At 33.0% G+C, this 13,753-nt stretch carries 12 protein-coding genes; all 12 read left to right on the top strand.

The window, feature by feature from the left end:
- Positions 1 to 264: 264 nt before the first annotated feature.
- The 12 genes from EVJ46_07820 (at position 265) to EVJ46_07875 (ending at position 13,751) form a co-directional block, all read left to right on the top strand.
- Entirely contained in the window at positions 265 to 1,347 is a 1,083-nt protein-coding gene (locus tag EVJ46_07820; protein ID RZD16087.1) for an efflux RND transporter periplasmic adaptor subunit, read from the top strand.
- Positions 1,348 to 1,582: 235 nt separating this feature from the next.
- Positions 1,583 to 4,774: an efflux RND transporter permease subunit gene (locus EVJ46_07825; protein RZD16088.1), complete on the top strand. Its 3,192-nt coding sequence runs from the start codon at positions 1,583 to 1,585 to the stop codon at positions 4,772 to 4,774.
- Positions 4,775 to 4,796: 22 nt separating this feature from the next.
- Positions 4,797 to 5,558: an enoyl-CoA hydratase/isomerase family protein gene (locus EVJ46_07830; protein ID RZD16089.1), complete on the top strand. Its 762-nt coding sequence runs from the start codon at positions 4,797 to 4,799 to the stop codon at positions 5,556 to 5,558.
- A gap of 328 nt (positions 5,559 to 5,886) precedes the next feature.
- Positions 5,887 to 6,258 carry a transcriptional regulator gene (locus EVJ46_07835; protein RZD16090.1) on the top strand — a complete coding sequence of 124 codons (372 nt, stop codon included), beginning with the start codon at positions 5,887 to 5,889 and terminating at the stop codon, positions 6,256 to 6,258.
- A 108-nt stretch (positions 6,259 to 6,366) separates the two neighbouring features.
- Positions 6,367 to 7,101, top strand: coding sequence for a 4Fe-4S dicluster domain-containing protein (locus tag EVJ46_07840; GenBank protein RZD16091.1), 735 nt, complete (start codon positions 6,367 to 6,369; stop codon positions 7,099 to 7,101).
- A 209-nt stretch (positions 7,102 to 7,310) separates the two neighbouring features.
- On the top strand, positions 7,311 to 8,402 hold the full coding sequence (locus tag EVJ46_07845) for a heterodisulfide reductase subunit B (GenBank protein ID RZD16092.1): 1,092 nt from the start codon (positions 7,311 to 7,313) through the stop codon (positions 8,400 to 8,402).
- A gap of 221 nt (positions 8,403 to 8,623) precedes the next feature.
- A complete protein-coding gene (locus EVJ46_07850; protein RZD16093.1) occupies positions 8,624 to 9,703 on the top strand; it encodes a CoB--CoM heterodisulfide reductase iron-sulfur subunit A family protein in 1,080 nt (359 codons plus the stop codon).
- A 52-nt stretch (positions 9,704 to 9,755) separates the two neighbouring features.
- Entirely contained in the window at positions 9,756 to 10,400 is a 645-nt protein-coding gene (locus tag EVJ46_07855; protein ID RZD16094.1) for a hypothetical protein, read from the top strand.
- Positions 10,358 to 11,302 carry a disulfide reductase gene (locus tag EVJ46_07860; GenBank protein RZD16095.1) on the top strand — a complete coding sequence of 315 codons (945 nt, stop codon included), beginning with the start codon at positions 10,358 to 10,360 and terminating at the stop codon, positions 11,300 to 11,302. The genes EVJ46_07855 and EVJ46_07860 overlap by 43 nt, the downstream gene beginning before the upstream one ends.
- A 296-nt stretch (positions 11,303 to 11,598) precedes the next feature.
- Positions 11,599 to 12,036, top strand: coding sequence for a glycine cleavage system protein GcvH (gcvH, locus tag EVJ46_07865; GenBank protein RZD16096.1), 438 nt, complete (start codon positions 11,599 to 11,601; stop codon positions 12,034 to 12,036).
- A 244-nt stretch (positions 12,037 to 12,280) separates the two neighbouring features.
- The gene (locus tag EVJ46_07870) at positions 12,281 to 12,727 is read left to right on the top strand and encodes a glycine cleavage system protein H (protein RZD16097.1); all 447 of its coding nucleotides are present in this window, start codon (positions 12,281 to 12,283) and stop codon (positions 12,725 to 12,727) included.
- Positions 12,728 to 12,749: 22 nt separating this feature from the next.
- A complete protein-coding gene (locus tag EVJ46_07875; protein RZD16098.1) occupies positions 12,750 to 13,751 on the top strand; it encodes a radical SAM protein in 1,002 nt (333 codons plus the stop codon).
- Positions 13,752 to 13,753 lie beyond the last annotated feature (2 nt).

A 13,753-nucleotide genomic window follows, 5' to 3' on the forward strand; every position in this document is an offset into this window, starting at 1 on the left:
ATCCGACACCTTTTCCTTTGACACCTTTTCCTTTTGCGGCGGCATATCATAACTGCGCAATGCATAGTATAATTTGCAAAACTTTAATATTGACATATCTTAAAATATAAATTATATTATACATATATTTATATTTATATATATATTGCGTCGTATATTAAATTTTTTTGTCTTATATGCGTGAAATCTGGTATATTATTACAATAGAGCATTACATTAAAATAAATTATATAAAAATTATATAACATTACTGGGGTAAAAACTATGGCAAAACTAAATATTAAAACTTACAAAAGAAGATTTGATTTAAAATTTTTATTTGCCTTCTTCTTGCTTTTGATGCTGCCGGTTATTTTTTCCGGATGCGCCAAAAAACAGATTCATATTAATCAGACTAAACATATATTTAAAGTATCCGCTATAAAGACGGGATATAAAATAATAAGTAAGTATTTAAATTCTCCCGGGAATGTCTATTCTACGAATAGCAGTATAATATCCGCGCATATAATGGGCTATATCGTTTACGACCCGCTTCATTCAGGCGAATTTGTTCGTAAAGGCGAGCTGCTCCTTAAAATCAGCGCTCCTGCGATAGGTTCTAAATATTTTGCTGCAAAGGCTAATTATTTGAACGCGAAAACAACTTTTGAAAGAATGAAAAGACTGTATAAAGAAAATTCCATATCAAAACAATCATTTGACAATGCAAATATGAGCTATAGGATTGCAAAAGCTAATTTGAACGAGGCGTTAAGCTATCTTGACTATAAAAATATTTATTCGCCTCTTACTGGCGAAATTACACAAAAAAATGTTTCTGAAGGAAATCTAGTTTCGCCGGGTCAAATGCTTTTAACTATACAGAATGTAAATTCAATAATATTTAAAACAAATGTTAATGTAAATTATTATAGAACTTTATTAAAAAATACAAATGTTAATTTAAAAATTAATTCTATAGATAAAAAAATAAAAGGCAGAATTATAACGGTGGTAAAATCTGCAAATCCTTATTCTCACACTATATTGGTAAGAATTAAAATATTGAATCCTTCTTCGGAAAATATATTGCCCGGTATGTACGGAGTAGCTTATTTTAAAATCGGACAGACAAAAGCTATGATTGTTCCTGCATCGGCAATATTCAGAAAATTAGGCATATCCGGTGTTTACATTGCGAATAAACAGGGAAAAGTAATGTTCCAGCCTGTAAAAAAAGGTCCTGTTTATAACAATAAATACATAATTATTCTAAACGGTTTGCAGCCCGGGTTAACGGTAATAACCTCAGGAATAAACAAACTAGAAGGCGGCGATTATGTTTTGCCGATATTTCAAAGATAAGACCGTATAATATTTTATTTTAGTTTATTTTATTTTAGTTTATATTATATTATTTTATTTTATTTTATTTTATTTTATTTTCCATTTTTCTTTTTATCTCTTTGCAGGATAGGAATTATAGAAAATAGAGATTAAAAATAATAATAAAGGGATAAAGCGGAGATTAAAACAAAAAAACTGCAAAATTTTTAATATTAACACATTAATAATTATAGCAAGTCGGAGCTTTTTAAATATGGAAAAAAATTTTAGCGCTAAAATAACCGAATATTTTCTAGAAAATAAGATTACGCTTCTGTTGATATTTTTTATCATAGGTTTCGGTGTAATTGCTGTTTTGCTAACCCCAAGGCAGTATAACCCGCAAATAATCGTTCCTGCGGCAAATATTATTGTCAGATTTCCAGGAGCTACTGCAAACGAGGTTCAAAATTTAGTCAGCGATCCGCTTGAAAGGAAGATGTGGCAGATTCCAGGCGTTAAGCATGTTTATTCCATTTCTATGAATTCCGAGTCTATAGTGACGGTTCAGTTTCATGTGAATGCCGACAGAAATCAGAGTTTGGTGGATGTTTACAATAAGGTTTTTTCAAATCTTAATGAAATGCCTAAAGGCGTAATGCGTCCTTTGATTAAACCTATTGATGTAAATCATGTTCCGATACTTGACATAACGCTGTGGAGCAAAAAATTTTCAAACGGTAAATTGACCACAATAGCAGACAGGATTTTAAATAAATTAGACGCTGTTCATGGCACCGGAGTGACATTTTTGAACGGCGCAAGGTACAAACAGCTCAATGTATATCTGAATCCCGTTAAAATGAGCGCATATAATATTTCTCCTCTGACGGTAGCGCAGGAATTGAAAAATACAAATGTTTCGCTGCCTGTCGGGTTTTTACAGAATAACAATAAAAAGGCATTTGTTACCGCGGGCGGTTATTTTCACCATGTCGGTTCCGTCAAAAATTTTATTGTTGCCGTGTTTCATGGACATCCTGTTTATTTAAAAAATATTGCAAAAATTAAATATACATATAAATCCTTACATTTTCTGTCTGAAATCGGTTTTGGGAAAAATTATTCTGAAATAAATCCTCATGATAAAATTGTACATGGACTAAAAGGTTTATATCCGGCAGTAACCATTGCTATTGCTAAAAGACGCGGCAAAAATGCAGTCACCGTGGTAAACAATGTATTGAACGAATTCCATTATATCGCCAAAACCGTTATGCCTGCCGGAGTGCACTATGTTATAACTAGAAATGACGGTAAAAAGGCAAATAATGCCGTTAATAACTTATTGTTTGAACTAATTTTAAGTATTGCTATTGTTATAACGCTGCTTCTTTTGATATTAGGCTGGAGGGAAGCTCTTGTAGTTGCTTTTACAATACCCTTGATGCTTTTTCTGACCCTCGGCATAGCATTTATATTTCATCAGACATTAAATAGAATAACGTTGTTTGCCCTCATACTAGCTTTGGGATTATTGGTTGATAATGCAATAGTCGTTGTCGATAATATTGAAAGGGTCTTTGCGCGGGAAAGAAATATATTGCCTACTTACGTTGTAGATGCGGTCAACGAAATCGGAAATCCTAATTTTTTTGCTACACTTGCCGTAATAGCCTCTTTCATACCTATGCTGTTTGTTACGGGAATGATGGGTCCGTATATGAGACCTATTCCGTTTAACGTCCCTATATCCATGATTGTGTCTTTGTTTATTGCATTATCCATCGTTCCATGGTTTTATCTAAAATTGATGGCGACAAACAGAGGATTTGAACTTCTCAAAAAAAAGGAAAAAAAGGCTGAAAATAAAAAAGGTAAAGGTAATTTATATGCTAAAATTGTTACTCCTTTACTTGTAAGCAAGAAAAAAAGAGTTGTTTTTATGGTAATTATAATCGTTTTGTTTTTTGCATCTATTTCCTTACCTATTGTTAAATTAGTAAAATTTAAAATGCTGCCTGTCGCCAATACTAACACTTTTCTTATAACTATAAATACAAAACAGGGTTCTTCGTTTGAAAAAACTAATTTAGCAACAATGAATGTAATTAATTATTTAAAGAAAATAAAACAGATTAAAAACTATACGGTAGATGTAGGAACGCCTTCGGTCATCAATTTTTCAGGTTTGCTGAGGGGTTCCGATTTCAGAAATGCGAGCTGGTTTTCTGAAATAAGCGTAAATCTTATAAATAAAAATAAACGAAATACGTCTTCGCATCAGCTTGTCTTAAATATTTTGCCGGTAGTGCATAAAATCGGAAAAAAATATGATGCAACAATAAAAGTTTTAGAGAGTCCCCCTGGACCCCCTGTTAAATCTACAATCGTTGCAGAAATTTACGGAAGCAATTATAATGAGCAGGAAAAGCTGTCATCGGCAGTTGAAAAGCAGATGAAACTAACTAAAGGCGTGACGGATGTTAATTCTTCATATAAAAAACCGATAAGAAAAATAGAAGTCATACTAAGACGCAGAAAAGCGGCTTTACTTGGAATAAATACCGAAATGGTTGCAAAGACACTCTATTTATTAAATTATGGTATGCCGGTAGGGACGCTGCATATTAAAAATCATCTGCATCAGGTTAATATTTTATTAAGAATGTCTGCAAATTATAGAAAAAATGTAGGTTCTTTATCAAATATATGGATTTTTTCGCCTGCTGCAAATAAACTGATACCTTTAAATTCAGTTGTCAGGATTAAATACGCATATTTAACAAATATGATTTATCACAGAGATTTAAAACCGGTAGTTTATGTTTACGGCAAAGTTGTCAAAAGAAGCCCTATGTATGCCAATATAAGCTTAATATTGCATTTCCTGAAGCATCCTTTGCCGGCTGGTTATCATATTAGATGGGGCGGAGAATGGCACTTAACCTTAAAAGTTTTTGCTCAGTTAGGCGCTGCTATGCTAATCGCTATCTTACTTATATATGTTCTTTTAGTAGGATATACCGGTTCATTTATGCTGCCTGTAATTTTAATGGGCGCAATTCCTCTGGAAATGATAGGTATAATGCCGGGTTTTGCAATTATAAACGTTTATTTTACTGCAACGTCGATGATAGGCGCAATTGCATTATCAGGAATAGTTATAAGAAATTCTCTTTTGCTGCTGGAATTTATTACTAATAAAAAAAAGGAAGGCTATGATATAATAGACGCTCTAGTGGAAGCCGGCTCTATGAGATTCAGACCGATACTAATTACGGCGCTCGCCGTCATATTCGGTTCGGCAATACTCGTAACCGACCCTGTGTGGAACGGACTGGCATGGTCGCTGATTTTCGGCATGTTTGCATCTACTATACTGACCCTGATAGTTATTCCGGTTATTTACTATATGTTTGAAAAAAAGTCATGGCATAAAGAAGAAACTCATGAAAATTTATAATAAATAATAAAGGAGTAAAATTATGGCGGTTAATTTTGAAATTACTCAAAATAATATTGGCATTATAGATTTAAGTTTTGGAGATAAAAACGAATTATACATACAGGAAATGAACGAAATTATTAAAATAATTACGGAACAAATTTCGGGACAATACAGCATAAGAGCTATATTAATAAAAAGCTCTAATCCGCAATATTTTGCCGTAGGTCCTTCTATTAAAAAAATTAAAGATTTAGACAAAAACGACGCCAGATATTTTACTACTGTTTTAAATAAAATGGTTAATCATATCGAAAATATAGAAGTTCCGGTTATTGCAAAAATTAAAGGAACAGTTTCAGGCATAGGTTTTGACATAACAGCTGCCTGCGATTTTAAATTTGCAACAATTGAATCTACGTTTGCCGATTATTCCGTCAGGTGCGGCATCGTTTCCCCTTCCGCATTAATAAGCAGGCTAATTTTTTTGATTGGCGCTCAAAAGGCAAAAGAAATTGCATTGTCGGGTAAAAGATTTTCTGCCGAAGAAATGCATTCATTCAGTTTTTTAACGAATGTATTAAAAAAAGAAGATATTGATAGTTATGTTGATAATTTTTTAAATGATTTTAACGAATTATCGGCTGAATCATTGAAAATAACTAAAAAATTTTTCAATGAAATGATGCAGAATCAAATAAAGAATTCTCCGTTTCCTATGGTTGACGTATTTTCAGAACTTTTTCATTCTAATAAATTTCTTAAAGCGCATTTAGAATCAATTATTAATCTTAATTTGTAAATTCCGATTTATAAATCTTTTATTTTTTTGACGCATATCATATAATGTATAATATTATATATCTATATGTAGCAAGCGGAAAAACTAATGTTTATCTAATAAATATTAGTTTTTAATATTTATAATTATCTATAATTTTAATACCTATAAAAACAATAAGTTAAATATATTTAAATTTTATTTAAAAATTATTTTTATTTTTTGCTTGACAAACCTGATTGGTATATTCTATATTTAGAATATACGGATATTAAAAATTAAATTTAATAATTACTTAATTTAATAGTTTATTAATTTTTTATTTAATCATAAAATCAGGTTTTAAAAAGTGAATCAAAATTATTGCGATAACGAAAATAATTTAAATAATAAATGTAAAGAATTAGCTAATATATTTAAATTATTATCAAATCCCACAAGACTCGGCATCCTTTGCATAGTTTGCGATGAGGAAGTTAGCGTAAACGACATATCTTCGGTGTTAGGAAAGTCTCAATCCAATATTTCTCAGCATTTATCGGTTTTAAGAAATACAAATATGGTAGATTTTAAGAGGGAAGACAACAAATTGCGGTATTTCCTTAAAAATACCAAAATAAGCCAGCTTATAAAAGATATTAAGGATGTTCAGAAAACCAGCGATTTAAAAGAATTAAAAATATCTCAGTCTGCTTCAAGCAATAGTAGTTATAAAAGTTAAAAATCTTATCGCCGTTTTTTAGTCAGGTCGGTAAGTTTATTTATTTTGTTTTAATAGTTAACAGTCTAACAATTAAATAAGAATTACGAATAAGGAGGATATTCTAAAATGAGTGAAGAAGCAAAAAATCCGATTACGGAGAAGATTGAAAGTACCAAAGGCGGACATTTTTATAAAGAAATCATGAAAGATTTCCGAATTAAAGAATCTCTGCACGGCTGTCTTAATTGCGGTACTTGCGTTGCAAACTGTCCTGCAGCCGCTTTTTATGATTACTCTCCACGCGAAGTATGTCAGATGATGATAGAGGGCGATGAAGAGACTATTGAAGAATACATGAAGAGCAAAATATGGAACTGTGCTCAATGTTTCAGCTGCAAATACAGATGTCCTAAAGAAAATTCGGCAGCCGATATCGTTATGACTATGAGAGAAATTGCAGTAAGGGAAGGATTAGCTGCAGAAGCTCTTGCCGGGTACACAAGAATAGCAAAATTAGTTTTAACCCGCGGAAATCAGCTTGCGCCGGATATGTTGTCGCCTGATGCCTTTCCTGATTGGGGTCCAAGGATGATTGAATTATCTTCAAAAAAAATGGAAATGAGAGAAGAACTTTTTAAGGGATTTCCAGGAATGAATGTTGTTGACAGAGCATGGGCAGCTGAAGATTTTACAATTTATGAAATGCAAAGAATTTGGGAAGAAAGCGGCGCATTAGAAAAAGTAGGAACAGTGTTCCCGTTTTTGGTGGACATAGTGCAGGATGATATGGAAGATAAAAAGGAAGAAATGGAAGCCAGAATTGAAGAAAAAAAAGCTAAGTTAGCTGCAGCAGGAAAATAAAATATAACGCTTATTTATTTAATAAATTTTTGTAAGTCATGCTATTATGAAAATTTATACTGGTTTAAAAAAATAAAAATTAGTAATATTTTAGATTTAAGTTTATAGTACAATTTATAGATAATTTAATAGATAATTTAGATATCTTAATAATTAATAACGTTACATTAAAAGAAAGCTATATTAAATTAACAAGGAGGGCATTATCGATGTCTTACGAAATAAACGACGTTAAAACCGCCATTAATCATGGAAAAGGAATGAGTTATCATGTGCATGATATAAGAGCGGAAATGAAAAGGCTGGAAGAAGAAGGAGAAATTAAAATCGGTCATATTATCGGACCGTACAAGGAAGAAGAAGTTATGTACGGAATTAAAAAGAAGATTCCTCTGGATATGCATTATCAGCATAAGAGCTGCGGACAGTGCGCAAACTTGCCGGGCGTTCCAAGATCTAATTTTTACTATAGAGACAAGCTTGGAATTAAATACTATAACGATATGCAGCAAACTTCCTGTACTGCTTGGAATTACCATGCATCCGGTCTTGGAAACTTGGTTCAGCTCGGAGCTGTCGCTGCAAGAAATTGGCACAGAGCTTATGAAGAAGGTTATAACTTTACGATTCATTGCGTTACAAGTTTCGGAAATTATCTTGAAATGAGACATTTACTTGTCGGCAATAAAGAACTGAGAGATGAAGTTAAAAAAATATTGGCAAAGTTAGGCAGAGAATTGGTAATACCGGAAGAAATTGTACATGACAGCGAAATTGCATATGCATTGAGAGATAAGATTTTAGCTAATGCAGATCCTAAGAGACTTGAAGGAATTAAAGGATTAGTTGGAGTTGAACATTACGGATGTCATTTCTTCAAACAGGTTTCAGATGATATAATAGGCGGTAAAAGACCTATCGTTGTCGGCGGTCTTGCATCAACGCTTGGCGTTCAGATGGAAGAATATTCTAAATGGTTTATGTGCTGCGGATTTGGGTTTAGACACATTCTCGTTAACAGAGAATTTACTAGATCGGCTCAAAATATCAAACTAAAAGCTATTAAAGAAGAAGTTAATCCTGATATGATATTAGTTAATTGCACAGGATGCGGAACAACTTTTGATAAAACACAGTGGATTCAGAAGGCTGTCGGAGAGGATTATCATTATCCTGTTATATTTTATTCTCAACTTGCGGCATTGGCGTTAGGAGCTCATCCGTTTAAAGAAGCAGGATTAAATTTCCACGTTACTCCTGTAGAACCGCTTCTTGATAAAATGGGAATTTCATATAATTAATTTAATATTTAATATATGTGATTTGAGGTATAAAATATTTTAAGGTATATTGTATAACTTAACATATTTAAATTATTAACAAATATAAATAAATTAATTTTCTCAAAAATGGCGCGAGCTTTCGATGTAGCAAGTTTAGTTTCGCTACATCGATCGTTGATTATGCCTTATATTTGAATTTCTGACATTAGATATAGGGTAAGTGCCAAAAAACTATTTAAATATATTATTTATTAACAAGGAGGTATTTTAAGGTGAAAACAGTTTTAGTTATCGGCGGAGGAGTTACAGGTCTTAAAGCATCGCATGAATTAGCAGAAATGGGATACAATGTTTCATTGGTTGAAAAACAGGATTATCTCGGCGGACAGGTTGCAAAACACAAGTATTATAAATTAGCGCCGGATATGCGTTTAGTAAGCGAAGTTCTTGACCCTGTTATTAAAAATGTAGAAAGCAATTCCAATATTAAAGTTCATAAACACTCGACAATTACAGCACTATCCGGTAATGCTCCTGAGTTTAAAGTCAAAATCAAAAATTCAAAAGGCGAATCTGAAGAAACTTTTGGCGCCATTGTTGTAGCAACAGGTTTTGAACATTTTGATCCAACTGTTAAGCAGGAATACGGTTATAGCAGATTTAAAGATGTTGTCACAAACGCAGAAGTGGAAGAATTGCTTAATCCAAGTGGACCTACAAAAGGCGAACTTAAAAGACCGTCTGATGGAAAAATTCCAAAAAAAGTCGCAATATTTCAATGTGTCGGTTCAAGAGATAAGCAGGTCGGAAATCCTTATTGCTGCAGAGTAGGCTGCGTTGTTTCGACAAAGCAGGCTATTGAAATTAAAGAAAAATATCCTGATACTGAAGTTTATGTTTATTACATGGATATGAGAATGTTTGGCAGAGGATGGGAAGAATTATACGGAAAAGCTATGGAAGAATATGAAGTTATTTTTACGAGAGGCAGAGGCGCAGAAGTAACACTGAAAAATCAGCAATTATCATTGAGAGCTGAAGAAACTATCATGGACAGACCTATTCAACATTCTGTTGATATGATAATTTTAGCGGCAGGACAAGCGCCTGGCGATGGAACTATCGAAGCAGCTAAAATACTCGGAATTAAACAAAATGAGTATGGTTATTTGGCTCCAAAAGATGATTTTTTAAGTCCTAATGAATCTTCTAAAGCCGGAATATTTATTGCCGGAGCAGATAAAGGTCCGTTGGATGTAGAAAATTGTATAGTTGAAGGAGCTGCTGTAGCTGCAAAAGTTGCTTCATCTTTAAAATAATTTTAGAATAAATTAAAATTCTAACAAAGAAATAATTAAGGAGTTAATTAATATGGCGGAAAATACTGATAAAATGGTTATTGACGGCGTAGAGCTTGTAGGTATTTGGAAAGAATTTATGCCGTCAAGAATTTTATATGAAGATGTTACTACAGAATTTCTTGACGAAGTTAAAAAATTGCCAGGAGGCGCAACGATCGCAAAATGCTATCAATGCGGAACATGTACAGGCGGTTGTACATTGCCTGAGTTTGTTGATAAATTCAACCCGCGCGGTTTTATAAATCTTGTCAGAAGAGGACATTATGACATTTTAGTATCTGATTATAAGGATTTAGTATGGAAATGCGTTTCCTGCAACAGATGCACTCATAGATGTCCAAAAGGTGTTAATACTCAGGAAGTTGTGAGAGCTATCGCAAAATTCCTTGAAGATAAAAAGGTCTTTGGTAAATTAACAAATGACGAAGCATTTGACGAAATATTTATGGACGAAGTCATCAGTGACGGAAGAATAGATGAAGTCAAAATAGTAAAAGACTTCTATTCTAAAACAGGAAGACTCAAAGATATGATGAGCGGAGACCAATTATCCTTAGGCTTTAAAATGTTTACAAGCGGGAGAATTAAACTATTTGGAGGCAAAATTAAAGATTGGAAAAAAGTCTCCCAGAGGTTAAAGGAGGAATTACAATGAAATTAGGTTATTTTCCAGGCTGTTCATTAAAGGGAATGGCAAGAGCATATGATGAATCTACAAAAATAGTTGCCGAAGGTTTTGGCATTGAATTAATGGAAATAGATGATTTTAACTGCTGCGGCGCATTAGAAGCCAAAGGTTCTAATGAAAAACTTTCATATATGCTTCCGGCTAGAGTTATGGATTCTGCTAAAGGCAGATTTCATGTAGATGCTGTGGTTACGCCATGCAATGGTTGCTATCACAGTTTGCTGAGAACTAACGCCGCTATGAATGAAAATGCAAATGCCAAAAGCGATGTTATAAGTTTTTTAAAAGATGTCGGATACGGTTCTTATGAAGGTGATATAGACGTTAGACATTTTCTTGAATTATTTTATAATGAAGTAGGACCTGAAAAAGTAAAAAATGCGGTAAAAAAATCTCTAAAAGGTTTGAAAGTTGCTTCTTATTACGGCTGCTTATATGAAAGACCTAAAACTATTACTAAAACCGGCTATAAAAGCAATAGAGACGATTCCGAAAATCCGTACTTTCAGGATGAGCTTTTAGCTGCTACCGGAGCCGAGATTGTAAAATTCGATGCTGCTGCTTCATGCTGCGGAGGCGCTCATGCTCTTCAGGATGAATCGTTGTCGGCAACGTTATCGGCTACTATCTTATCAGCAGCCAAAAAAGCTGGAGCCGATATTTTAGCTCTTCCTTGTCCGCTATGCGGCGCTGCATTAGATATAAAACAGCCCGAAATAGTTAAAGTTCACGGAAATGACGCAAAAATTCCGGTTGTTTATTTTACTCAATTGATAGGTCTTTCTATGGGAAAATCTGCTAAAGATTTAAAATTGACAGATCCTATTTCTAATCCGATGGATGTGTTAAAATCTAAAGGATTGGTTTAAGTTTTATCTTGTAAGCACATAAGATAATTAGCCGTAATTTAGATTGTCTTATATAATTTTATGCCTATCTTTTAATTAGTAGTTTAATGATTATTAATTAAATTTTAGGCATTTTTTTTAAATTAATATAAATATGCTTAACCGAGCAAAGAAATGCATATATATTTTCTATTGCAAGATTAAGGTAACATAAACTATTGTCAAGCAGATAAAAATGTAGTATTATAAATTTTGATAAATTTTATTAACAATTACAAAATTTAACAAAAAAATTATTTTAAGGAGAAAAGAATCTTATGGCTAAAATGAATGGATGCGATATTCCAGAGGAACTTTATTACAATATCGAAAAGCATGTTTGGGGTAAAATTGAATCTGACGGAACCATTTTAATGGGTATGACAAGCGTTGCAGCAAGTCTTGCCGGAAAACTATTGTACATTACTCCAAAAAAAGTAGGACAAAAAGTTGCTCAGTTGAAATCTGTCGCTACCGTTGAAAGCGGAAAATATGTCGGTCCCGTTCCTGCACCTTTCGGCGGCGAGATTATTGCAATTAATGAAGAACTGAAAGCGGACGTTTCACCTATCAACAGTGATCCATACGGTAAAGGCTGGGTTTGTAAAATTAAACCCGCTGATATAGAAGCAGATAAAAAAAATTTATTGACAGGAAAAGAGGCCGTAGAAGCTTATAAGAAAAAAATAGAAGCCGACGGAATTAAATGCGAATAATTAAAAACATTAAATAAACCTCTAATTTAAATTATTTTTTTTAAATTATATAGTTTCTATTATATGCGTCTGTAAATTAGCTGCAAAAATATGTATAATTCTATAAATTTCTTATATATCGGCTGAATAAATTATTAAAAGAAAATTTATATTATTCATTATATATGTGTGCTGTTTATATATAACATTTATATATAACATTTATAGACGCGTTATTTTAAATTAAGACGGGAGGATATTTTCAATGGCTATTTTAAATGAATGTAATATCCCTGAAGACCTCTATTATGATATAGAAAATCAGGTTTGGGGAAAAAAAAATGACGACGGAACATTTACTTTCGGTATGACTGATCCGGCTCAATCGCTTGCCGGAAAAATATTATATGCCGACGTTAAACCTGTCGGAAAAATTATAAAAAAAGGGAAAAGTGCTGCAACTATCGAAAGCGGAAAATACGTCGGTCCGTTTCCTATGCCTTTTTCAGGAGAAATAGTCGCTGTTAACGCTGAATTAGAAAGCGACTCCCACATTATTAATTTAGATCCGTACGGAAAAGGCTGGTTAGTTAAATTAAAGCCGCTGCCTGAAGCCGCATCAGATATAAATTTATTGCCAACCGGTGAAGCAGCAGTGAATGCTTATAGAAAAAAATTAGAAGATGAAGAAATAATTTGTAAAAAAAGATAATAAAAAAAAAGAGATAATAATTATGAGCTACTATGAATTTGATAAACAAATAAGTTCTAAATATATTAATGGTTTTAATATCAGAAAAAATAATTTTAATAATGTAATTCATTTTTATGCTCCGAGCATAAAAGCTTATGAAACTGAAGATTTTAAAAATGAAAAATCTGATTCGTTTCCTCCCTTGTCGATAACAGGCAGTTCATGTTCATTAAAATGCGACCACTGCAATGCAGAAATATTAAAATCTATGGATTCTGTAATTACCACGGATGACTTATATCACAGAGCGGCTCAAATATCCAAATCAAAAGGTAAAGGTTTCTTGCTTAGCGGAGGTTCAAACTCTAAGGGCATAGTCGAAATTTTACCTTATATAAATACTATTAAAAAAATTAAGACTGATTTTAAGCTAAAAGTTATAGTTCATTGCGGTATTATTACCGAAGAAATAGCCGACGGTCTGCTTGATGCCGGCGTTGACTCCGCTATGCTTGATATAATTGGTGATGAAGACACCATTCGTACCGTTTATCACTTAAAAGCTTCGGTAGAAGATTATGACAATTCTTTAAAATACTTATCTGAAAGAAACATTCCATGTTCGCCTCATGTTGTTATAGGTTTGAAACATGGCGAAATTGCAGGTGAATTTAACGCAATAGATGTTATATCGAAACACAGTATATCTTCTTTAGTTCTTGTTGGGTTTATGCCTATGGGTAACACGAAGATGGAAAATACAGTTCCTCCTGAGCCTGAAGAAATAGGCGATGTTTTTATATATGCCAGAGAAAAATTTGCCCATACTCCTGTTTTGCTTGGCTGCGAAAGACCATACGGGATGAATAAATTTAAAATAGAGGAACTTGCTGTTAAAGCGGGACTAAACGGAATCGCATATCCTTCGGAAGGCGTTATACCTTTCAGTAAAGAACTTGAGCTAAAACCATTATATTCCGATGTCTGCTGTTCCTTAATTTTTGCAGAAGAAGCGCTATCAACTATCAATATAGGCGGTTAAAT

It is taken from the genome of Candidatus Acididesulfobacter guangdongensis, assembly GCA_004195045.1.
GTDB lineage: Bacteria > SZUA-79 > SZUA-79 > Acidulodesulfobacterales > Acidulodesulfobacteraceae > Acididesulfobacter > Acididesulfobacter guangdongensis.

Bases quoted from the DNA above. Each gene is read 5' to 3' on its own strand.
- EVJ46_07820 (RZD16087.1), top strand. From the start codon at position 265: ATGGCAAAACTAAATATTAAAACTTACAAAAGAAGATTTGATTTAAAA.
- EVJ46_07825 (RZD16088.1), top strand. From the start codon at position 1,583: ATGGAAAAAAATTTTAGCGCTAAAATAACCGAATATTTTCTAGAAAAT.
- EVJ46_07830 (RZD16089.1), top strand. From the start codon at position 4,797: ATGGCGGTTAATTTTGAAATTACTCAAAATAATATTGGCATTATAGAT.
- EVJ46_07840 (RZD16091.1), top strand. From the start codon at position 6,367: ATGAGTGAAGAAGCAAAAAATCCGATTACGGAGAAGATTGAAAGTACC.
- EVJ46_07845 (RZD16092.1), top strand. From the start codon at position 7,311: ATGTCTTACGAAATAAACGACGTTAAAACCGCCATTAATCATGGAAAA.
- EVJ46_07855 (RZD16094.1), top strand. From the start codon at position 9,756: ATGGCGGAAAATACTGATAAAATGGTTATTGACGGCGTAGAGCTTGTA.
- gcvH (RZD16096.1), top strand. From the start codon at position 11,599: ATGGCTAAAATGAATGGATGCGATATTCCAGAGGAACTTTATTACAAT.
- EVJ46_07870 (RZD16097.1), top strand. From the start codon at position 12,281: ATGGCTATTTTAAATGAATGTAATATCCCTGAAGACCTCTATTATGAT.
- EVJ46_07875 (RZD16098.1), top strand. From the start codon at position 12,750: ATGAGCTACTATGAATTTGATAAACAAATAAGTTCTAAATATATTAAT.